Consider the following 18,919-nt stretch of genomic DNA (forward strand, 5'->3'; position numbering starts at 1 on the left):
GCATAGATCGTGTCGTTGCCGTTGCCGGACAGGATCAGATCGTTACCCCTGCCGCCAAAGAACCGGTCGTTGCCATCGCCGCCATTGATGGTGTCGTTGCCCTCCTGGCCAAAGTGACCGTCCGGCCCGTCGCCGCCGTTCAGCACATCATCCCCGGTGCCGCCAAACAGACGGTCAAGCCCGGCGCCCCCGAACAGGGTGTCGTTCCCGGCATCGCCATACAGGTTGTCCGCCTGGTTGCCGCCATCCAGCACATCATCGCCGTCGCCGCCGCGCAGCAGGTCATATCCGCCCTCGCCCCGCAGCGTATCGTTGCCCGCGCCGCCGTCCAGCAGTTCGGTGGATGTCCCGATGTTCAACCCGCCAAGGAGCAGGTCATTTCCGGCACCGCCAAACATGTAGTCATTGGTGTTGCCGCCCTGGAGCGTATCGTTGCCTTCTTCACCGAAAAGCTGGTCAAAGCCGTCGGACCCGATGAGCAGGTCGTTGCCCACACCGCCGAACAGTGAATCGGCACCGGTGCCGCCATCAATCGTGTCATTGCCCTCACCACCATGCATGGTGTCAAAGCCGGCCTCACCGAAAAGCCTATCGTTATCGTCGCCACCATCTGCCAGATCGTTGCCGACCCCGGCACGAATGACATCACTCCCGGCTTCCCCGTTCAATGTATCATTGCCCGAACCACCCGCGATGGTGTCGTTGCCGTCACGCCCCTCGACGTAGTCGCCGTCAGAAGATCCCAGGATGAAGTCGTTGTTCCGACTGCCGCGCAGCCATTCGATGCCAGAGAACGACATGTTGAATGCCGTGCCATCGGTGGTGCCGGTTGCGATACCGGTTTCCATGTTCACCCGAAGCCCCAGCACCGGATGGCTGCCTTGGTCAAAGCGCAGCCTGTCGAAACCACCGCCCCCGGCAATCATGTCGTTGCCGCCAATGCCGGAGAAGCTTTCATTGTTGTTGCTGCCGACCATGTTGTCGGCCATCAAGGTGCCGCGCAGTTCGTTCACCTGGCCAGGGCCGGAAATTGTTTCGGCGTTGCCGTACCCGTCGTTGAACACCGTACCAGTGCCAAGGTTCACATTGATGCCGCTCATTGGCGTGTCGGAGCCGAAGACCAGAAAGTCGAGCCTGACAAAACCGGCGCTCGCGTGAATGACGTAGTTATCCGCGCCACGATAGCCATTGATGGCCAGGAAACCGTCGTCAACAGCAGACACGTTGAAGGTGTCATTGTGCTGGCTGCCAAAGAACAGGAGGCCCTCGTTCAACATGGCATTGGCCACGCCGACTATCGTCGTGGTCCCATTCGCACCCTTGTTCACGTTGGCGATATCGGCATTCCCGTTCACGTTCACGGTCACACCGGCATTCAGATCGTAATGCTCGATCCCGACAAATCCCACATCGGCATTGCCAAGGTTTACGGTATCATTGCCGCTGCCTGCGAGTACTTGGTCATAGCCGCCATCATTGGTGCCGGTCTCGATCGAATCGTTGCCGCTGCCCCCGTCAAGGGTGTCGTCCCCATTGCCACCGATCAGCGTGTCATTGCCTTCGCGGCCTTCAATCCGGACACCGCCATCTGCGCCGATGATGTTGTCGGCATTGCGCGACGCGCGGATATGTTCGATCCCGGAGAAGGTCGTGTTCAAGCCAATCCCGTTCGCGAAACCGCTGGCTGTGCCATTTTGCATGTCGACAAACAGATTGGTGACATTTGCACCGCTGTCGAACCGAAGCCGGTCAAATCCGCCACCGCCATTGATGTTGTCATTGCCGGCAAGCCCGATAAAGCTCTCGTTGTTGTTGCTGCCGGTCATGGTGTCATTGAACTGGGTGCCGCGGATTTCCCAAACAGAACCGTTCCCGGAAATCGTTTCCGCGTTGCCAAAGCCATCGTTGGCGATGACCCCTGTCGCAAGGTTCACATTAACGCCATTTTGAACTGTGCCGGAGCGGAAATCGATGCGGACATTGCCGGAACTCGGGTTGATCACATAGTTGTCGACGCCGTCGAGACCGCGCAGCGACATCCATCCGCCATTTGTCACAGTGACATTGAAAGTGTCGTTGTGATCGGACCCGGTGACCATGAAACCATCGGCGTTCATCGCGTCTGCAACATCCAGAATGGTTGTTGTGCCGTTCGCGCCCTTGTTGATTGTCCCGGTATTGGCATTGCCATTGATGGTTGCGGTGATCCCGGCGTTCAGGTCGCGGTGGTCAAGTTCGAAAAACCCGGTCTGGGCATCGCCGAAGTTAACGGTGTCGTTGCCTGCTCCAGTAAAGATATAGTCGAAATCGGTGTTGTCGCCGGGGTTGATCGAATCGTTGCCATTCCCACCGCGAATCTCGTCACTTCCGTCGCCGCCCAGCAGGGTGTCGTTGCCATTGCCGCCTTCAAGCGTGTCGTTGAAATCCGATCCCGTTGCCGTAACAGGCACGTTCACGCCATCGAGGTAACCTTCGATCGGACCGTTGGAATCACTGGCGTCCACATTGATGGGCTGAAGGTTCAGCAGGTTGTTGAACGGCACCTCGTTGTCATTGATCAGCATTTCGTCCATCGCGTTGATGAACGCGGAAAGAGCCCAGTTGGCATTGCTGAAGGACGCCACCGGGTTACCGTTCTGATCACGGATTTCGAGGCTGTTGATGACGCCGGTCAACGTTACTTCGGGGTTGGAGAAACCGCTTCCCATGATCGTGGTTGTCCACCCGGTAATCGGGTTCACCACGTTGATTTCAGTTGAAGACCAGTTTTGAAGGTCAACATCAAATTCGTCGTCGATCGGATCGTAGAAGGCCATCTCGAAAAGATCATTTATTGGTTGGAAAAACTGGATATTCAGCATGAAATCTTATCCTCACATTATGTATAACTCATTGGTATTGTTTCCATTGACGAATTTCTAGAGAAAATTATCCTCGATTTCCCGAAATACTGGGAAAGAGTGCAACCAATAATTGAATATTGCGATTTCAATTAGGCTCTGGACCCATTAATCCTGCACCGTCAGCGCCCCAAACAGCGGCGCCGCATCATATGTGATTGCGCCAGTTGCCGCAGCCGGGCGACACCCTGTCTTCAGAGCGATACCTGCTTGTCGTCTTCCGCACGCGGTTCCCCGTCTTCGACAATCAGGTCGACATCCTCGATGTCGCTGCGGGTCGCGATTTTTCCGGTGTCGTCACCCGCAGCCTGATCTTCCGATGCGCCGACGATCAGCGGCAACATCTGGACTCCTCCCGGCATCGCGACCTCGGACATGGGCGGTGTCTTCCACGCAAGCGTGTCAAAACTTTTGCAATTCTCACAGATGGGTTTCCAGTTGGCATGGATGTGCTGGCAATTGTCGCAAATCCATTGTGGCCCCCGTGAGACCGTCAGCGCCCGCGCCAGCCATCCTTTGACAATTGTATCAGATGCCCCCTCGCCCCGTTCGATCGCTGCCATCAGCGTGACGGATCGTGCTGTCGGGTCTTCTTCGACCAGCTTGCCCAGCGCGCGGCGCGCTGCAGGAAAATCTTCGTTCGCAATGTGTAATTCGGATTGCAGCATCCGGGTTTCCGGATGATCCGGCTGCGACTTGGTCAGCGCGCCGAACCTCTTGATCCGTGCCGCCGGCTTTTCGTCCGGTTCAATGGCGGCATAGGCTGCGGCAAGGTCGGGGTGCGGATGAACGCTCCAGGCCTTTGTCAGAACCCGCGCGGCATAGCGCGGTTTCTTCTGTCCAATATACCCCTGCGCCGCCATGACGGCTGCCGGGATCAGGTCGGGCGACAGGCGGTTGGCCTCGATCGCCTCTTCCCGCGCCTCGATATCATTGCCCTCTGCAAAGACGTCTCGCGCCTCTGACAATGCCAGAACGGCATCGCGGCGCTTGTGCACATCCCGCGGCAGTTGCCCGTTCTTCAGCTTTGTGCTCAGGGTCTTGCGGGCACCGGCCCAGTCTTCCTTCTCGGCCTGCAGCCGCAGCAGCACATCACCGGTTTCTTCATGTTTCGGTTTCAGCGCAAATGCCTTTTCGGCCAGTTGCAGGGCCGTTTCTGTATCACCCTCTGCCAGCTTTTGCTTCATGATCCCGCGCACCCCGACAAATCGGGTCGCCTCGTCGGCCACCAGCTTGCGATAGGTTTCCTCGGCCTTGTGGCGGTCGCCTGCCATTTCCGCAGCCTGTGCGGTCAGAAGATTTGTCAGCGCCGGGCGGTTCAGGTATTTGTCAGCCTTCGCAGCCTTCGACATCGCCACCTTTCCCTCACCACTGGCCAGCGCCATCAGCCCTTCGGACAGCGCCTCGAACCCCTTGCGTTCGCGATTCCGGTCGAAGTAGCGGGTCAACGCAGTTTCATCGCCATTCAGGAAATGCCAGACGGCCAGCAGCAGGGTCAGGATCTTGAGCAGCAGCCAAACCGCAAACAACAGAACAATCACCGCAATGACCGATTGCAGGGGTCCGAAACTGTATTCAGTGCCCAGCAGGGTCACCTGCACGCCACCCTGGCTTTCCAGCAGAAACCCCGCGCCCCAGGCCAGGGCACCCACGACGGCAACGAACAAGACGATCTTAATCAACGACCACAGCATAATCAGGGTATCCTTAGTTTGCCGTCAGGCTTTGTGACAGGTCATCAACCGCAGCTTCGGCTGCGGCGCGTCCGCGCGCGTCGGAGATCCAGTCAGACATGGCAGACTGGGCATCCTCGGGCAGGGTGTCAATTTCATTCAGCGCGACAGACAAGCGGCCATCCCGCACCGCAGCCTCTGCGCGGGACAGGACCGCATCGGGATCTGACCCTTCACGCGGTTCCACCGACCGTGCGCCAAGCTGTCGGCGCAGGAAGCCGGTCACACCGCCGGTATCTTGCGCATCAATCCCGGCGGCACGCGCCGCTGCCAAGGCGCTCCGTGCCGCATCGGGAAACCGGCTTTGTAGGTTGCTCAGCGTGACAACCCCGTCAGCGGCCCCATCGACCAGCGGTTGCGGCAGGTCATTCACGCCCGCCTCCTTGAGCGCGTCGACGGCACCCTCATACGCTGAGCCCGTGCTGATCGCGGCCGTCACCTTGCTGACGCCTGCCTGAATTGCAGCTGCGCGGGCGGATGCGGCTGTCGCTTCCTCGATGCTCTGCGCATTCTTGAGCAATCCTTCGATCTCGGACCGTTGTTTTTCCAGGGCGGCCTGCATCTGCTCAAGCTCGGCGGCATATGCCGAAGTATCACCGCCGCTGCCGTCGCCGGATGATGCAACCGGGCGTTCCTCAAGCGTCGCAATCCGGTTCTCGAAGGCTTGCACAGTTTCCGACAACCCTGCCATTTCCTGTTCCAGGCCGCTCAAGTCAACCTGGGGCGGCACCGCATCCTTCAGGGCCGCAATCTCGGCAGATTGCTTATCAAGCGCGGTCTGGATATCGCCACCTTGACTGCGGAAGCCAAGAAGGTTCGCCTCGGATGCGGCAAACCCAAGGGCAGCCGCAACCACCCCACCCAGTACAAACGGCCAGAAAACGCTGCCAGACCGCTTTGTCGCGGGCGGAGGGGAGGGTGGCGGCGTTGTCCCGGCACCCGTGGTTGTCGAAATCACATCGCGGGTCGGCTGGAACGCCGACCTGTTGTCTTTCGGCGCAGCGTCCTTGTCGGTCTCGGCCGTTTTTGCCCCGGTAGCTGATGACGAGGGTTTCGGGGCCGCGGTTTCTTGAACCGTCGCAGCTGGGCTGTTTGTCGCAGCCTGTGCCGGGCTCTTTTCCGCCGGCGCCTCTACTTTCGCGGCCTGTTTTGCTGTGGCGCTCTTCTTTGCCGCCGCACTGGCGCTGGATGTCGGGGTATCGCTTGTCTTGTCGGAGGCGCCGGATGTTTCGGCAATCACAGGCTTCTTTGCAGAAGTCTTCGACGTGGTCTTTTTGGCTGTGGCGGGCTTGGCAGCCCCGTCTTTGGACGCCCCAGTCGCCGGACTGCCCGTTGTGCCTGTCTTTTTACCGCTCGCCACTCTGCCCCACCTTTCCGATTCTGATCATACCGACCAGCTAGACCTGCCAACCTTATCCGGCAATCGCGACCAGCTTCAAGCCAAGCAGCCACCAGACAACAGCTTTTCCACGCTGCGCCGCATTTCCAGGCCAGTTGGTTGCCGCGCGATCCCGATGGATGCGCATGAGCCCGCCGACAGAACCCCGGCCACCGCCGCACTGATCACAACCGCATGCACCCGTGACAGATCACCCGCTTGCTCGACAAAATGTGATGCGCTGCGCGGAGAAAACAAGGGGGCGATCACGGGTGACTTTCCGGCCAATGCCAACTGCGCCTCATCATTCAATTGCAACAGCTTCTGGTCATAGACCGTCGCAGAAGTTGCCGCGATCCCACGGGCCCGCAATGCCGACGCGACGTCCATCCGCTGGTGCCGCCCGGAGACATGCATCAGTGGTCCTTCGAGCAGGGCCATATCCATTTCCGCCAGCAGATCCTTGGCAGTTGCGCTGACCTGTTTGACCTTCCAATCCCGCTTCTCTGCGGCGGCCTGCGTCCGCTCACCCACACAGAAGGCTGGTCTGCCCTGCCCCAAAGGCGCAAAACCAACAGCATGGGCAGAGGTGAAAATCACGCCCCAGATCCCGGACAGGTCCGGATTTGCGCCGGTTCCGACGATCTCAAGCAAGGGCGATACAATCAGCCGGGCCTTTGCGGCAATCTCCGGTCTCAGGCTATGGTAAAAACAAGAGGAGCTTTCCTTTGGTCGGGTCAATAACAGGATCGGCTTGGTCATGATCTTGTCCGGCCATTGTTTGAGGATTGAACCAGTGTTACCTGCCCTGAAACAGCCCTGCAACGGAAAGCCCATGCAGCCATCACAGACGATCCTCGGATTGGAAAGCAGTTGCGACGACACCGCCGCCGCAATCGTGCGGGTCGGCGATGACGGTGCGCAGGTCCTGTCATCGGTCGTTCTGGGGCAGGCAGAACTGCATGCCGCCTATGGCGGGGTTGTCCCGGAAATCGCGGCGCGTGCCCATGCTGAAAAGCTGGATATCTGCGTTGAACTGGCTCTAACGCGGGCGAATATGACACTTTCGCAGGTCGACGGCATTGCCGTCACGGCAGGTCCGGGGTTGATCGGCGGGGTGGTGTCCGGCGTGATGTGCGCCAAGGGGCTGGCGGCAGCGACGGGCAAGCCGCTTTACGGTGTGAACCATCTGGCGGGCCATGCCCTGACCCCCCGGCTGACCGATGGCGTCGCCTATCCCTATCTCATGCTGCTGGTCTCTGGCGGGCATTGCCAGTTCCTGCTGGTCTCCGGCCCGGATCAGTTCAACCGCCTTGGCGGGACGATAGATGACGCACCCGGCGAAGCATTCGACAAGATCGCCCGCCTGATCGGGCTGCCACAACCCGGTGGCCCCGCGATAGAGCAAGCCGCGCGGGCAGGTGACAAGCACCGCTTTGCCTTTCCGCGTCCGCTGCTGGACCGACCCGGTTGCGACATGTCCTTTTCGGGGCTCAAGACGGCGGTGCTGCGGACACGCGACAGCCTGCTGGCGCAGCAATCCGGCCTGACCCGGCAGGATCAGGCCGATCTGGCAGCAGGCTTTCAGGCTGCTGTGGTTGATGTCCTGTCCGAAAAAAGCCGCCGTGCGCTGGAAACCTATACCGCCGATGGCGAACGCAGCTTTTGCGTCGCCGGGGGTGTGGCGGCAAATCAGGCAATACGCGCCATGTTAGAGACTGTTTCAGCCCGCTTCAACGCCACCTTTGTGGCACCACCACTGGCGCTTTGTACCGATAATGCTGCAATGATCGCATTTGCGGCAGCCGAACAGGCAGGGACCTGCGCGCCCGACGACATGACCCTGTCTGCGCGGCCCCGCTGGCCGTTGGACCGGGTTCAGGCACCGATGCTGGGCAGCGGCAAAAAAGGGGCAAAGGCATGAGCATCTCGGTTCTGGGCGCGGGTGCCTTCGGGACAGCCCTAGCGATTTCACTGGGCAACAAAGGCCCCGTGACCCTCTGGGCGCGCGATCCGGGCGATATGCAGACCACCCGGCAGAATGCGACCCGCCTGCCCGACTGTCGCTTTCCCCCGTCCCTGAAAGTCACCGGTGACCTGCAAGAGGCGGCGCAGGCATCGATCCTGCTGATTGCCGTACCGATGCAAAAGCTGCGTGACATGCTGCACGAACATGCAGCACTTTTGACCGGCAAGCAATTGGTGGCCTGCTGCAAGGGGATGGAGATTGGCACGGGCCTAGGCCCGGTTTCCATCATTGCCCAGGAAGTGCCGCAGGCGACTCCGGCGATCCTGACCGGGCCAAGCTTTGCCAGCGACATCGCCCGCGGGTTGCCGACGGCGCTGACCCTCGGCTGCGCCGACGACGCAGCGGCAAAGGCCCTGCAAGAGGCTCTGACAACGGACAATCTGCGGCTGTACCGTACATCTGACACCATCGGGGCGGAACTGGGCGGCGCATTGAAGAATGTGATCGCCATCGCCTGTGGTGCCGCCATGGGAGCCGGTCTGGGTGAAAGCGCCCGCGCCGCGCTGCTCACCCGTGGCTTTGCCGAGATGAAACGTCTGGCGCAGCGCCTCGATGCGCGGTCGGACACGCTTGCGGGCTTGTCCGGCTTTGGCGATCTGGTGCTGACCTGCACCTCTGCGCAATCCCGCAATTACCGGCTGGGGCAATCCATCGGCGAAGGGCGTCCCTTTGACCAGACCGTCACGGTGGAAGGGGCCGCAACCGCCCGCGCGGTCCACGCGCTTGCGCGGAAATCGGGCTTGGACCTGCCGATCACAGCCGTGGTTGCAGCGCTGATCGAGAACAGGCAAGATGTCTCCAGCGCCATGGCAACCCTGTTGGCGCGGCCCTTGAAGGAAGAATAGAATGTTTGTTGTTCTCGTGGCAAAGGACAAACCAGGCGCGCTGAATATACGCACCGAAAACCGTCCCGCTCATCTGGAATATCTGAAATCCACCGACGTGGTCGCCCAGGCGGGCCCGCTGCTTGACGATGCGGGAGGGATGATCGGATCACTGATCGTACTGGACGTGCCGGACATGGCCGCCGCCCGCGACTGGGCCGCAAATGACCCCTACGCCAGGGCCGGATTGTTCGCGGATGTCACCCTGACCCACTGGAACCGGGTCATCGGCTGATGGGCTATTGGCTTTTCAAATCCGAACCCAACACATGGGGCTGGGACGACCAGGTGGCCAAAGGGGCTGCGGGGGAAGAATGGGACGGCGTGCGCAACTACCAGGCCCGCAACTTCATGCGCGAGATGAAGGTCGGGGACCTGGGGTTTTTCTATCATTCGATGAAGGAAAAATCAGTGGTCGGCATCGTCGAGGTGATCCGGCAGGCACACCCCGACAGCACAACCGACGATGCGCGTTGGGAATGCGTGGATATCAAGGCGGTCCGCCCGTTTGTAAAAAAGATCTCTCTGGATCAGATCAAGGCGGACGAACGGTTGGCCGATATGGTATTGGTCAAGAATTCGCGCCTGTCCGTTCAGCCGGTGACAGAGGATCAATGGCACCTCATCTGCGCTCTTGGCCAGACACAGCCCTGAACCCGGCAGGCGCTGAACCTATCGCAAGGTGAAAAGGAGATCGGAATGGGATATCTCGCTGTGATAATCGCGGCTGCGGCCGGCTTCGGCTTTGGCGCGGTCTGGTACATGATGCTGTCGAAACCCTGGATGGCCGCCGTGGGGATCAAGGTGGGTCCCGATGGCAAGCCGGAAGGCGACGGTTCTGCCCTGCCCTTCGTCCTCTCCGGAGTCGCGATGCTGCTGGTGGCGGGCATGATGCGGCACGTCTTCGCGCTGTCCGGTATCGACGCGCCGATGGAGGGGCTGGTCTCCGGTCTTGGTGTCGGGCTGTTCTTCATCAGCCCGTGGATCATGATCAACAATGCCTATCCGGGGCGTCCCTTCCGGCTGACCCTGATTGACAGCGGCTATGCGACCTTTGGCTGTGCGATCATCGGGCTGGTGCTGACCCTGTTCTGACGAAGCAACAAAAAAGGGTTCTGACGCCAATGCCAGAACCCTTTCTCACCCCGTGCGCTCCCTTTACCCCGGCACACGTATAGAAATCTGTTCTGGCCATCCTGGCCGATAAGATGACACTACACAATCTTGTGGACAGGATCAACAAAATGATCCTGTCAATCACCTCGAATAACGAAACGCCCGCTTAACCAAGCGGGCGTCAAGGTATTGGTAATACTAAAAAATCAACCGTAAACGGCTTCTTTCCCAAAGTGCTTGGTCAGCATGTAATAGACCACTGCACGGTACTTGTTCCGCTCGGATTTGCCGTAGGTCTCGATCACCGAATGAATGGCTTCCATCAGGTTCGGCCCGTCCGGCAAGCCCAGCTTTTTCATCAGAAAGTTGGTCTTGACCAGCTCCAGCTCGCTTTCCTGGCCGCCAGCAACGGTCTGGGCATCCGCGTTGTAAATGGCCGGACCACAACCAATGGTCACTTTGGTCAACAGATCCATGTCAGGCGTCATGCCACATTTGGTCTTCAGATCTTCTGCATACTTCGCGATCCACTCGTCACGTTTGCCCATTTGATATCTCCCACCTTGGACTTCAGTTAATCAGCCATTCCTGACCTTGGGTCGGACCCTACCCATATATTGAAAGTCGACAAAGGGAAAATTTGAGGATCATTCCCCGCCCGCAGACAGGGGGCACCAATTGGTGCCCCCCATATTTTTCAAAATGCTGTGAGTCTGTCGCTCAGATGGACTGGTCGTCAGAAAGCGTGATGACTGTATCCAGGTCCACTTCCGGCATAAGGTTCAGCTCCTCCTGCGTGGTCCCTGACAGTTGCAATGTTCCATCAGCACCCTGCGTCAATTGTTCAAGGGGAATGGCCACATCGTGCTGCCCAATGCCCAGAAAGCCGCCCATGCCGATCACAACTTCGGTTTCGCCGCCGTTTTCGATGACATGGTTGACCGTGCCAACGTCTTCGCCATTCGCTTCGATCACGCGCTGGCCAACCACATCGGCAACTGTCATGCCCGAAAAGCCGTCAACCATCTCGGTTTCGGCTGCCACCTCGGCATCGGCAGTTGCAGTGCCTGTATCGGCATCCGCCGTAGCTTCGGCATTCATCTCGGCATCGGATTGTTCTGTTGCGGACTGCGCAGTATCTGTCGCGGCATCATAGGTATCTTCGGCCGTTTCCGCGATTGCCTCGCTGGTGTCGTCAATCGCGTTGCCAACTTCGTTCGCCGTGTTTTTCACCGCATCACCGGTGTCTTCCAGCGCCTTGTCAATCGTTGTCGAGGCTTCTCTATTGGCAGAGACATTTGCGTTGGCATCTGCGTTCAGATCCGTCTGCGCCCAGGCAGCGGCGGCAGACGTAATCGCGATGGCAGCAACCGTGGATTTCAATGTGAGGCGTTTCATAACGTTCTCCTACAGTTTCAAACATGTTCAAACCGGAAACCCGCGGGCAGGCTGCATGGTTCCGGCGATAATGCCCGTCAGCAAAACCATGCCGGGTTGGAGGAAAAACGCGCAAAAAAACGCCGCCCTGCGATCAGCGGGGCGGCGCTTGGTGACCGAACAGTCAGATAACGTGATCAGTAGCGGTAATGTTCCGGCTTGAACGGCCCGTCTGGCGACACGCCGATATAGGCGGCCTGTTCCGGGTCCAGCTTGCTCAGCTTCACGCCGATCCGGTCCAGGTGCAGGCGCGCGACCTTTTCGTCCAGATGCTTGGGCAGGATATAGACGCCGGGCTGATATTCTTCGCCCTTTGTCCAAAGCTCGATCTGCGCCAGAACCTGATTGGTAAAGGATGCGGACATCACGAACGAAGGGTGCCCCGTGGCGTTGCCAAGGTTCAGCAGACGACCTTCGGATAGCAGGATCAGACGATTGCCATTCGGCATCTCGATCATGTCCACCTGTTCCTTGATGTTGGTCCACTTGTGGTTCTTTAGCGCCGCCACCTGAATTTCGTTGTCGAAGTGGCCAATGTTCCCGACGATGGCCATGTCCTTCATCTCGCGCATGTGCTCGATGCGGATCACGTCCTTGTTGCCGGTTGTGGTGATAAAGATGTCAGCCGTTGCAACGACATCTTCCAGTGTGGTGACCTCAAAACCGTCCATCGCCGCCTGAAGGGCGCAGATCGGATCGACTTCGGTCACTTTCACACGGGCACCGGCACCAGCCAGCGACGCCGCCGACCCCTTGCCAACATCGCCATAGCCCATGACCACGGCAACCTTGCCCGCCATCATGGTGTCCGTGGCGCGGCGGATACCGTCAACCAGCGATTCCTTGCACCCATACTTGTTGTCGAACTTCGACTTGGTCACAGAGTCGTTCACGTTGATCGCAGGGAACGGCAGTTGACCCTTCTTGTGCAGGTCATACAGGCGATGCACGCCTGTTGTGGTTTCCTCGGATACACCCTTGATCTGGTCACGCACCTTGGTGAACCAGCCGGGGCTTTCCTTCATCCGCTTGGCGATCTGCTTCTTGATGACTTCCTCTTCCTCGGACTGCGGCACCGGGATGATCTCTTCGCCCGCTTCGGCACGCGCGCCCAGCAGAACATAAAGCGTCGCATCGCCACCGTCGTCGAGGATCATGTTGGGGCCATCTTCAAACATGAAAGACTTGTCGAGGTAGTCCCAATGCTCCTCAAGGCTTTGACCCTTGATCGCAAAGACCGGCGTGCCGCCTTCGGCAATGGCCGCCGCGGCGTGATCCTGCGTGGAAAAGATGTTGCACGATGCCCAGCGCACATCGGCACCAAGGGCAACGAGTGTTTCAATCAGAACAGCCGTCTGGATCGTCATGTGCAACGAACCGACGATACGCGCGCCAGTCAGCGGCTTGCTTTCACCATATTCTTCGCGGGATGCCATCAGGCCGGGCATCTCCGTTTCAGCGATATCAAGTTCCTTGCGCCCGTAGGCCGCCAGATTAATGTCTTTAACGATATAGTCTTTGGCCATGAAGCACCTCTAAAACCTTGTTTAAAGGTGCGAGTAGCATCATTTCCCGCGGTTCTCAACAGAGTTCGATGTCACAGGTCAGTCGGTGAGCAGCGCCAGTTTTTCAAGGCTATCGACACCGGCCATCCAGTTCTCACCCTGCGCAACAACACAGGCGTTTCCATCCGCCAGAAGCCTGACCATTGTCCAGGTGCCGGTACGGTCCGATGCCCACATCTGCTCCCCCTCCTGCGAGGGTTCAGCGACAGGGGTTTCGCCATACCAATCCACAAGTGACGCTTTCATCTCTTCGGCAGGCATACAAACCTGATGTCCGCTGACGTCCTGCGCGCTTGCAGCAGTTGCGGAAAGCCCCAGAACCAGAGCCATCGAAAGTGTCAAATTTACGGGTTTCATGATCGTCTCCTTCGTGGGTAAAACAGCAAAGCAGCAAGAAAGTTCCAACATCGTCAAATGGATGGAGACGACCCGATGGCACAACAGCCCCGCGCATGGCAGCGGATGCTTTCCGGACGCAGGCTTGACCTGCTGGACCCGACCCCGATGGATGTGGAGATCGAGGACATCGCCCATGGGCTCGCCTTTGTGGCCCGCTGGAACGGCCAGACCCAGGGTGATCATGCCTATTCCGTGGCTGAACATTCGCTTCTGGTGGAAACCCTTTTTGGCAGGCTGAACCCAAAGGCACCCGCGAAATGGCGGCTGGCTGCGCTTCTGCATGACGCCCCGGAATATGTGATCGGGGATATGATCTCGCCGGTGAAGGCGGCTGTCGGCCCCGGATATGGCGCGCTGGACGACCGCCTGACCGGCGCGATCCACATCCGTTTCGGCCTGCCCGCGACCCTGCCCGTTGCGGTCAAGAAACAGATCAAGAAAGCGGACAAGATCAGCGCCTATATGGAGGCCACGCAGATCGCCGGTTTCTCGGCCGCCGAGGCAAAGAAGTTCTTTGGCCAACCCGAACCTTCGGTCACCGAGGGGTTGGATATTGTTCTGCGCACAGCCGTCGAAACCCGTCATGCCTTTACCGCGCGGCACGCTGCCTTGCTGGGACAGATGTCGTGATCCGGGTACGGCCACCGCTCAGCCTCGATACCGCTGCCATGGCCCGATTGCTGAACCAGATCATCGACGCCGGTGGGACCACGGCGCTTGCCCGTCCGGTAACGGCCCAGGACATCGCGGAATGGATCGCATTCGATCCGCCGCGCAGCGCGTGGCACGTCGCAGTGGACGGGGCTGAGCAGATCGTCGGCTTTCAATGGATCGAACCGGAGCCTTCATTGCCGCCACAGGCGGCCAATATCGCAACCTTTGTCCAGATCGGGCAGACCGGTCTGGGGATTGGGTCGGCGTTGTTCGAGGCAACCCGAACAGCGGCCAGGGCAATCGGCTATCACTGGATCAATGCCAACATCCGCGCGGACAATGAAGGCGGGTTGATCTACTATCAAAGCCGGGGGTTTCAGGATTACGGCATCATCGAAGGCCACCGGATGGCGGACGGTCAGATCGTCGACAAGAGGCTCAAACGCTACGATCTCTGACATGGCGACGTACACCAATCGGTGTACGGGCTGTGCACAGGTTGTGTACGGATGTCACAGCCCGAATTTCAGCGCGGTGACCGCTTTGCCAGAATCCTCTGCAACGTCCGACGGTGCATGTTCAACCGTCGCGCCGTTTCGGAGACATTGCGATCGCAAAGCTCATAGACCCTCTGGATATGCTCCCAACGCACCCGATCCGCGCTCATCGGATTCTCCGGCGGCGGCGGCATATCGTCGCCGGTAGCCAGCAGGGCGTTGGTGATGTCGTTGGCATCGGCGGGCTTTGACAGATAGTCGGTCGCGCCGATCTTGACCGCCGCAACAGCAGTGGCAATCGCGCCATATCCGGTCAGAACCACAACCCGCGCATCCTGGCGTCGCTCGCGCAGTACTTCGACCACATCCAACCCGTTGCCGTCCTCCAGCCGCAGGTCGATCACCGCATAGGCAGGCGGTCTGGCCGTGGCAATCGCACAGCCGCCCGCCACGCTGTCCGCAGTCTCCACCTCAAACCCGCGTTTTTCCATCGCCTTGGCCAACCGCCGCAGGAACGGTTCGTCGTCGTCCACAAGAAGCAATGTTTTGTCCGGGCCAATATCGTGATGGGGTACAGTCATGAAGTCCGCCCTGCCTCTGCCTTGCCGCTCAATATGACCCAAGTAGGAACAGGGTCAAACTCTCAACTATTGTCCACGAAACACTGCATCTTGTCAGCCAGTTCCTCAGGGGTCAATTCACGGCGGAAATAATCGACAAAACCGATTTCCGGCATGACGAAATAGCTGAAGGTCGAATGATCCACCAGGTATTCGCCATCTTCCGGGGGATGCGCCTTGTAATAGGTGCGATAGGCCTGGCTTGCCTGTTTGACCTGCGCGTCCGAGCCGGTCAGCCCGATCATCCGGGGATGCATCGCATCCGCAAATTCACCCACCACCTCCGCCGTGTCGCGTGCCGGGTCGATCGTGATGAAAACCGGCGTCACCATCGTGCCGCGCTCTTCCAGAATTTCCACGGCCTGCGCGTTCCGGTCGACATCCAGCGGGCAGACGTCCGGGCAGAAGGTGTAACCGAAATAGATCAACGACGGCTGCGTTATCACATCTGCATCGGTCACGGTTTCACCCTGCGCATTGACCAGTTCAAACGGCCCGCCCAAATCACCGGCAACTGTGCCATAGCGACATTGCGCAAACTGATCCGCATCGGAGACCCGCGTTGTAACCCAAAGCGTCGCACCAAGAAAAACTGCCGCGACGGCCAGAGCGGAAAGGGAGATTACACGGTTCATCTTGTTCTCCTGCGCCAATTGGGCACCTTGATCAGTTCTGGGTGCAGACCTACGCTACAGCTTCTGACATGCAACACCGAATAAACAAAAGGTGCGCTGATGACGCAGGCCAACATCCTTCCCTTGTCCGGGCCTTTGTCCGGGCGCACGCGTGCGAACTGGATACGTTTGCGTACCATGATTGTCCTGCGATGGGTGGCCATCACGGGACAACTGGCGGCAATCACTGTGGCACAGGCCATGTTCGGCCTGCAACTGGCGCTCAGCCTGTGTTATTTTGCTGTTGGCGTGTCGATCATCGGCAACCTGATCGCGACATTCATATTTCCCGAAAACAAGCGCCTCAGCGAGCGGGAAAATCTGGGCATGATCATGTTCGATCTGCTGCAAATCGCTTTCCTGCTGTACCTGACCGGCGGGTTGAACAACCCATTTTCACTGCTGCTGCTTGGTCCTGTGACCATCTCTGCCACCACGCTCAGCCTGCGCTCCACCGTTTTGTTGTGTACCACGGCCATCGTCCTTGTCTCGATCCTTGCGCTCAGCCATGTGCCGCTTGTGAACAGCGAAGGTGAAATCCTGCGGATCCCGGCTCTGTTCAACTTTGGCCAATGGACGGCGCTGGTCATCGCGATCATATTCACCAGCGCCTATTCGCGCCGTGTCACGACCGAGGTGCATTCGATGGGCGATGCGCTGGCCGCGACCCAGATGGCGCTGGCCCGCGAACAGAAACTGACCGACCTTGGCGGCGTTGTCGCCGCAGCGGCGCATGAACTGGGGACACCGCTGGCAACGATTAAACTGGCAAGCGCAGAGCTGCTGAACGATCTCCAGGATCAACCGGACCTTGCGGAAGATGCCGCACTGATCCGCGACCAGGCGGATCGCTGCCGGGACATCCTGCGCGACATGGGCCGCGCCGGAAAAGACGACCTGCACCTGCGGCAGGCCCCCTTTGAGGCGGTTGTGGCCGAGGCCGCGGAACCGCATGTGGGCAGAGGCATCAATGTCGAACGCCAACATGCCCCCCGTCATTCGGATGCAAAGGACCAGCCTGCCATCCTGCGCAAACCCGAGATCGTTCATGGGTTGCGCAACCTGATCCAGAATGGCGTGGATTTTGCACGCAGCTCGGTCTGGATTGAAACGGATTGGACGGACCAGACGATCTCGGTCCGGATCATCGACGACGGGCCGGGATTTCCCGCTGACGTGATCGGCCGGATCGGCGACCCGTTTGTCCGGCAGCGCAAGTTCAGCCAGATCATGGGCGCAAGACCTGAATACGAGGGAATGGGGCTTGGGCTTTTCATAGCAAAGACGCTGCTTGAAAGATCAGGCGCACAACTGCGCTTTGCGAATGGATCGGAACATCCGCAAAGCGGTGCAGTTGTCGAAGTCATCTGGCCGCGCGAAATGCTTGAGCCGCAGACCAGGGCAACAAGTGGCCCGCTTGGCGCAAATCAACGCATTATTGCGTAGACGCACAGGTTACCGCCGCAAGTGGAAGGAAATGGTGGTTGTTAACGTGGTGTTAACCAATTCGGTCAAAGATCACTTGTTGCATCTCTGATCAGTTAGGAACCCGCCCTGTTAACTCCGCCAGAAATCCTTCTTGTCGTCCTTATCGCCGTCGCTGCCGCATTGGCGGCTGTGACGTACCTGGTCCGGCGGCCGGAACCCGCGTTTCAGTACGAGATGGCAGATGCCGAACCTGTGGCGCTGCTTTTTGATGATGGTGTCTTGCATCATGCCACGACGCCCGCGTTGCAGCGATTTTCGCTCTTGCCCGGTGCGCATCTGTGGGATGACCTTCGTGAAGCGTTGAAAGACAGCTTTCCCGATTTTCCGACTTGCCCCGGACCCGGTGAACACGGTGCGCTCACACTTCAGGCCAAGACCGCCAATGATCCGCAAGAGATCGAGATTTCATGGTGGGGATCGCTTTGCTGGGTAACATGCCTGGATCACCAGTATCGCGACCGGGATCACGCCAGCGCCAGCGCGGCACAACGAGCTTGCGACGCCTCACCGCACCCCATCTGGCAGACGGACCGCGACGGAACGGTCATCTGGCGAAACAACCGATACCTGACCCTGTTCGAACAACTGCACGGACGCCGACCGCAATCCGATGAATGCCTGTTTGAACAGGCAATGACCGCCCGAAATGGACGAACTTCGCTGACATCCAGAAACGGCGGTGATCCCGATTGGTTCGAAATTTCCACCCGTGAGGTGAACGGGGTGACTGTTCACCATGCAACATGCATCAGCGGCCTGGTCAAAGCGGAAGACTCCCTGCGCACATTCGTCCAAACCCTTACCAAGACATTCGCGCATTTGCGGATCGGACTGGCCATTTTCAACCGCGAAGACCAACTTGTACTATTCAACCCGGCGCTGCTGGAACTATCAGGCGTGCCAGCCGAATTTCTAAGCGCCAGACCCAACATGCTGTCCTTCTTCGACCAGCTCCGCGAGAACAGGCGCATGCCGGAGCCAAAGAACTACGGAAGCTGGCGTCAGCAGATTGCCGATCTGGCCAGTGCTGCCGCTGACGGGCGCTACCGTGAAACCTGGTCGCTGGAAGATGGCCGCACCTATGCCGTTCAGGGCCGCCCCCACCCCGAAGGCGCAACAGTTTTCCTGTTCGAGGATATCAGCGCAGAGGTCAGTCTGACACGCAACTTTCGCGCCGAGCTTGAGCTGAGCCAATACTTGCTGGACAAGGTCGAAGACTGCCTTGTCGTTTTTTCACCCTCCGGCGTGCTGACGTTCTGCAATTCCGCCTACAGGGATTTATGGCAGCAGAACCCTGACGCTGCATTTGCCGACATCACGGTATCTGACTGTCTCGATGTTTGGCGCAGCAAGGCAAAGGCTGACGTGCCGTGGCGGGATTTTCTGAAAGTCTCTTGCGGGTACAGCAACCGGCAGTCGCTGACGACAAGGGTCACCATGGACAATGGGCAACTGATGACCTGCGTTGCCGAAACCATCGCATCGGGCGCGACCCTGATCTGCTTCAAGACCCTTGAGGAGGTTGCCGCCGAAGCCCATTGAGGT

At 59.0% G+C, this 18,919-nt stretch carries 18 protein-coding genes and 1 pseudogene; 9 read left to right on the forward strand and 10 right to left on the reverse strand.

Translation table 11 applies throughout. The annotated features are described in order from the left end of the window. From A8B82_RS21645 to A8B82_RS21660, 4 genes and pseudogenes are all read right to left on the reverse strand, one after another. A pseudogene (locus tag A8B82_RS21645) lies at positions 1 to 2,861 on the reverse strand (hypothetical protein); the annotation flags it as partial. Between the two features lie 233 nt (positions 2,862 to 3,094). Further along, the gene (locus A8B82_RS21650; protein WP_067297304.1) at positions 3,095 to 4,594 is read right to left on the reverse strand and encodes a heme biosynthesis protein HemY; all 1,500 of its coding nucleotides are present in this window, start codon (positions 4,592 to 4,594) and stop codon (positions 3,095 to 3,097) included. Between the two features lie 13 nt (positions 4,595 to 4,607). After that, complete coding sequence (locus A8B82_RS21655) at positions 4,608 to 5,873, reverse strand: COG4223 family protein (RefSeq protein ID WP_082899427.1); 1,266 nt, start codon at positions 5,871 to 5,873, stop codon at positions 4,608 to 4,610. A 195-nt stretch (positions 5,874 to 6,068) separates the two neighbouring features. Next, a complete protein-coding gene (locus A8B82_RS21660) occupies positions 6,069 to 6,773 on the reverse strand; it encodes a uroporphyrinogen-III synthase (protein WP_067298124.1) in 705 nt (234 codons plus the stop codon). 73 nt (positions 6,774 to 6,846) lie between these two features. Here A8B82_RS21660 and tsaD point away from each other — a divergent pair, with 73 nt between their 5' ends. The 5 genes from tsaD to A8B82_RS21685 are packed head-to-tail and all read left to right on the forward strand — an operon-like array spanning position 6,847 to position 10,019. Beyond that, positions 6,847 to 7,935 (forward strand): tRNA (adenosine(37)-N6)-threonylcarbamoyltransferase complex transferase subunit TsaD, encoded by a 1,089-nt coding sequence (gene tsaD, locus A8B82_RS21665; protein ID WP_067297307.1) that lies wholly within the window; start codon positions 6,847 to 6,849, stop codon positions 7,933 to 7,935. Continuing rightward, positions 7,932 to 8,885 (forward strand): NAD(P)H-dependent glycerol-3-phosphate dehydrogenase, encoded by a 954-nt coding sequence (locus tag A8B82_RS21670; protein ID WP_067297310.1) that lies wholly within the window; start codon positions 7,932 to 7,934, stop codon positions 8,883 to 8,885. Before tsaD ends, A8B82_RS21670 begins: the two co-directional genes overlap by 4 nt. A 1-nt stretch (position 8,886) precedes the next feature. Next, positions 8,887 to 9,159, forward strand: a complete 273-nt coding sequence (locus A8B82_RS21675) for a YciI family protein (RefSeq protein ID WP_067297311.1) — start codon at positions 8,887 to 8,889, stop codon at positions 9,157 to 9,159. Next, on the forward strand, positions 9,159 to 9,578 hold the full coding sequence (locus A8B82_RS21680; RefSeq protein WP_067297314.1) for an EVE domain-containing protein: 420 nt from the start codon (positions 9,159 to 9,161) through the stop codon (positions 9,576 to 9,578). Before A8B82_RS21675 ends, A8B82_RS21680 begins: the two co-directional genes overlap by 1 nt. A gap of 45 nt (positions 9,579 to 9,623) precedes the next feature. After that, complete coding sequence (locus tag A8B82_RS21685) at positions 9,624 to 10,019, forward strand: DUF1761 domain-containing protein (protein ID WP_067297316.1); 396 nt, start codon at positions 9,624 to 9,626, stop codon at positions 10,017 to 10,019. 227 nt (positions 10,020 to 10,246) lie between these two features. Here the strand turns inward: A8B82_RS21685 and A8B82_RS21690 are convergent, their stop codons facing one another. The 4 genes from A8B82_RS21690 to A8B82_RS21705 all read right to left on the reverse strand — a co-directional run bounded on the left by A8B82_RS21690 (position 10,247) and on the right by A8B82_RS21705 (position 13,399). Beyond that, positions 10,247 to 10,588: a DUF2853 family protein gene (locus tag A8B82_RS21690; protein WP_067297318.1), complete on the reverse strand. Its 342-nt coding sequence runs from the start codon at positions 10,586 to 10,588 to the stop codon at positions 10,247 to 10,249. A 172-nt stretch (positions 10,589 to 10,760) separates the two neighbouring features. Next, a complete protein-coding gene (locus tag A8B82_RS21695) occupies positions 10,761 to 11,438 on the reverse strand; it encodes a PRC-barrel domain-containing protein (RefSeq protein WP_067297321.1) in 678 nt (225 codons plus the stop codon). Between the two features lie 176 nt (positions 11,439 to 11,614). Then, positions 11,615 to 13,003 carry an adenosylhomocysteinase gene (ahcY, locus tag A8B82_RS21700; RefSeq protein ID WP_067297323.1) on the reverse strand — a complete coding sequence of 463 codons (1,389 nt, stop codon included), beginning with the start codon at positions 13,001 to 13,003 and terminating at the stop codon, positions 11,615 to 11,617. 78 nt (positions 13,004 to 13,081) lie between these two features. Next, positions 13,082 to 13,399 (reverse strand): S-adenosyl-L-homocysteine hydrolase, encoded by a 318-nt coding sequence (locus tag A8B82_RS21705; protein ID WP_067297325.1) that lies wholly within the window; start codon positions 13,397 to 13,399, stop codon positions 13,082 to 13,084. A gap of 75 nt (positions 13,400 to 13,474) precedes the next feature. Between A8B82_RS21705 and A8B82_RS21710 the strand changes: the two genes are divergently transcribed. Both A8B82_RS21710 and A8B82_RS21715 read left to right on the forward strand, forming a co-directional pair. Continuing rightward, positions 13,475 to 14,071: an HD domain-containing protein gene (locus A8B82_RS21710; protein WP_067298126.1), complete on the forward strand. Its 597-nt coding sequence runs from the start codon at positions 13,475 to 13,477 to the stop codon at positions 14,069 to 14,071. After that, complete coding sequence (locus A8B82_RS21715; protein WP_067297328.1) at positions 14,068 to 14,553, forward strand: GNAT family N-acetyltransferase; 486 nt, start codon at positions 14,068 to 14,070, stop codon at positions 14,551 to 14,553. Before A8B82_RS21710 ends, A8B82_RS21715 begins: the two co-directional genes overlap by 4 nt. A 68-nt stretch (positions 14,554 to 14,621) precedes the next feature. Here A8B82_RS21715 and A8B82_RS21720 read toward each other — a convergent pair whose 3' ends face one another. Both A8B82_RS21720 and A8B82_RS21725 read right to left on the reverse strand, forming a co-directional pair. Continuing rightward, a complete protein-coding gene (locus A8B82_RS21720) occupies positions 14,622 to 15,173 on the reverse strand; it encodes an ActR/PrrA/RegA family redox response regulator transcription factor (RefSeq protein WP_067297331.1) in 552 nt (183 codons plus the stop codon). A gap of 62 nt (positions 15,174 to 15,235) precedes the next feature. Then, positions 15,236 to 15,847, reverse strand: a complete 612-nt coding sequence (locus tag A8B82_RS21725) for an SCO family protein (RefSeq protein WP_067297334.1) — start codon at positions 15,845 to 15,847, stop codon at positions 15,236 to 15,238. A gap of 99 nt (positions 15,848 to 15,946) precedes the next feature. Between A8B82_RS21725 and regB the strand changes: the two genes are divergently transcribed. Then, entirely contained in the window at positions 15,947 to 17,332 is a 1,386-nt protein-coding gene (regB, locus tag A8B82_RS21730) for a sensor histidine kinase RegB (protein WP_067297337.1), read from the forward strand. 171 nt (positions 17,333 to 17,503) lie between these two features. Further along, positions 17,504 to 18,916 carry a PAS-domain containing protein gene (locus A8B82_RS21735; RefSeq protein WP_138069848.1) on the forward strand — a complete coding sequence of 471 codons (1,413 nt, stop codon included), beginning with the start codon at positions 17,504 to 17,506 and terminating at the stop codon, positions 18,914 to 18,916. Positions 18,917 to 18,919 lie beyond the last annotated feature (3 nt).

The sequence above is a fragment of the Sulfitobacter sp. EhC04 genome (genome assembly GCF_001650875.1).
Classification (GTDB): Bacteria; Pseudomonadota; Alphaproteobacteria; order Rhodobacterales; family Rhodobacteraceae; genus Sulfitobacter.

Bases quoted from the DNA above. Each gene is read 5' to 3' on its own strand.
- A8B82_RS21690 (WP_067297318.1), bottom strand. From the start codon at position 10,588: ATGGGCAAACGTGACGAGTGGATCGCGAAGTATGCAGAAGATCTGAAG.
- A8B82_RS21675 (WP_067297311.1), top strand. From the start codon at position 8,887: ATGTTTGTTGTTCTCGTGGCAAAGGACAAACCAGGCGCGCTGAATATA.
- A8B82_RS21685 (WP_067297316.1), top strand. From the start codon at position 9,624: ATGGGATATCTCGCTGTGATAATCGCGGCTGCGGCCGGCTTCGGCTTT.
- A8B82_RS21680 (WP_067297314.1), top strand. From the start codon at position 9,159: ATGGGCTATTGGCTTTTCAAATCCGAACCCAACACATGGGGCTGGGAC.
- A8B82_RS21695 (WP_067297321.1), bottom strand. From the start codon at position 11,438: ATGAAACGCCTCACATTGAAATCCACGGTTGCTGCCATCGCGATTACG.
- A8B82_RS21725 (WP_067297334.1), bottom strand. From the start codon at position 15,847: ATGAACCGTGTAATCTCCCTTTCCGCTCTGGCCGTCGCGGCAGTTTTT.
- A8B82_RS21710 (WP_067298126.1), top strand. From the start codon at position 13,475: ATGGCACAACAGCCCCGCGCATGGCAGCGGATGCTTTCCGGACGCAGG.
- regB (WP_067297337.1), top strand. From the start codon at position 15,947: ATGACGCAGGCCAACATCCTTCCCTTGTCCGGGCCTTTGTCCGGGCGC.
- A8B82_RS21670 (WP_067297310.1), top strand. From the start codon at position 7,932: ATGAGCATCTCGGTTCTGGGCGCGGGTGCCTTCGGGACAGCCCTAGCG.
- A8B82_RS21650 (WP_067297304.1), bottom strand. From the start codon at position 4,594: ATGCTGTGGTCGTTGATTAAGATCGTCTTGTTCGTTGCCGTCGTGGGT.
- A8B82_RS21720 (WP_067297331.1), bottom strand. From the start codon at position 15,173: ATGACTGTACCCCATCACGATATTGGCCCGGACAAAACATTGCTTCTT.
- A8B82_RS21660 (WP_067298124.1), bottom strand. From the start codon at position 6,773: ATGACCAAGCCGATCCTGTTATTGACCCGACCAAAGGAAAGCTCCTCT.
- ahcY (WP_067297323.1), bottom strand. From the start codon at position 13,003: ATGGCCAAAGACTATATCGTTAAAGACATTAATCTGGCGGCCTACGGG.
- A8B82_RS21705 (WP_067297325.1), bottom strand. From the start codon at position 13,399: ATGAAACCCGTAAATTTGACACTTTCGATGGCTCTGGTTCTGGGGCTT.
- tsaD (WP_067297307.1), top strand. From the start codon at position 6,847: ATGCAGCCATCACAGACGATCCTCGGATTGGAAAGCAGTTGCGACGAC.